Consider the following 1,531-nt stretch of genomic DNA (forward strand, 5'->3'; position numbering starts at 1 on the left):
ACCTTGGCAGTCTTTTCAGAATACCCCGCTTTTATTGCTGCTTCTGTAGCATTACCAGTCTTTATATAGTAATCACAAAATCTCTTTTGTTTTTCAGTTAATTTAGACACATCACCACCTCACTTTGTTTTAAATGCTCATATTTATATTTAAATTCATATTCCTTCTTTGTAAAAAAATAAAAGACTAAGCTTACCCGAACTTAGTCTTTTTAGGGAGATACATATTAGCAAGTTCTAGGAATCGAACCTAGAATAATGTACCAACACTTGCATGGTGAGTGAGGTTACCAAGCCCCACTCGATTTTTAGACTCTGAATTAAGATACAAAATTGTATGAGATTTTAATCTCAATTCATCTAATATTTTTTTAGTGTATCTGTAGATTAATTGAAATAGAAAAAAACTTAAGGATTGAACATAGTTAGAATTGAACTAACAGCATCCTCATGCCCTGCCTAGTCTGTTCATATAAGCTAGAGTAATCCCTTAACCCTAGCCTAATAAATATTTAGTTTTGAGAGGGAAATTCTTTATTTCCACAATACTATTATCTCATGTCTAAAACAAAAAAACCTGCACATTTTCAGCACTCAAAAGTAGCTATAGTTTTAATTTAGTTTGTAATCTAATAATTCAAAAAGTGGTTCTTGCTCTATTAATGCTTTCTTTCCAAATAATGCTATTGATATTGAACTTATTGCTTGACCAGCTCTTATACTTAGTTGTCTTTCTTCTAAATGTACTATATCAACTATTTCCTGCCACATTAAACCATCTATATACTTAAGTTCAATAATTTGTCTGTGTATAGGTTTTAAATTCCTTATAGCTAAATCTATTGTGGATTTAATTATTTCCGCTTCATATAGCTCTATTTCTTTTTCTGTTATTAAGTCTGATACATTAACAATAGCATCCTCAATCATGTTACTAGTTTTATTTGTTTTACCTGTTTTGACACTATCATAGCTTATACCTTTCATTAAATCACCAACTGAATTATCTTTCAGCATTTGTATTTCATTTTTTAGTTTTATTATATTTGTACTTAATTGTTTATAATTAGAAAGTTGTTTCTTAGTTGCATTAAAAAACTCTTTTTTAGTTTTAGACATACTCACACACTCCTATCAATTATGTTATAATAATATTTGTATATAAAAGTTTTATATTTTTGACAAGTAGGAGCGTGAAGTAATGCTCCTTTTTCTTTTTACTTCTTATTCTTTTTTGCTTCTCTTTTTTTCTTATTCAATTCTTTATACTCTAACCAACCATCTACACCATATTTTTTACTTTTAGAAACCCATGTTAATTTTTCGGGAAAGTTATAATCAAATATTTTTCTCTTTATCTCTCCTTGTTGAGTTCCGAACCCCTTCACATCTATATATTCAACCTCTCCATTCCATTTATATATGGCAAAATCAACTGTATATGTAATGGCTCTTTCAGAAACTCCGAACTTTTTAAATTTTGGTTGCAATTCAAATTTCTGTTGTAGTCCAAAATCTTTAATTTCTCCTTT

3 protein-coding genes are annotated in these 1,531 nt (G+C 28.9%); all 3 read right to left on the reverse strand.

The window, feature by feature from the left end; all coding sequences use genetic code 11:
* A partial coding sequence (locus tag KGF50_RS21430) for a terminase small subunit (protein ID WP_227849937.1) occupies positions 1-110 on the reverse strand: 110 nt, incomplete at its 3' end.
* Positions 111-611: 501 nt separating this feature from the next.
* Positions 612-1,118 carry a hypothetical protein gene (locus KGF50_RS21435; RefSeq protein ID WP_227849935.1) on the reverse strand — a complete coding sequence of 169 codons (507 nt, stop codon included), beginning with the start codon at positions 1,116-1,118 and terminating at the stop codon, positions 612-614.
* A gap of 98 nt (positions 1,119-1,216) precedes the next feature.
* Positions 1,217-1,531: DUF1064 domain-containing protein (locus tag KGF50_RS21440; RefSeq protein ID WP_227849936.1), on the reverse strand; the 315-nt coding region annotated here is incomplete at its 5' end.

The sequence above is a fragment of the Clostridioides sp. ZZV15-6598 genome (assembly GCF_020657705.1).
Lineage (GTDB): Bacteria > Bacillota > Clostridia > Peptostreptococcales > Peptostreptococcaceae > Clostridioides > Clostridioides difficile_F.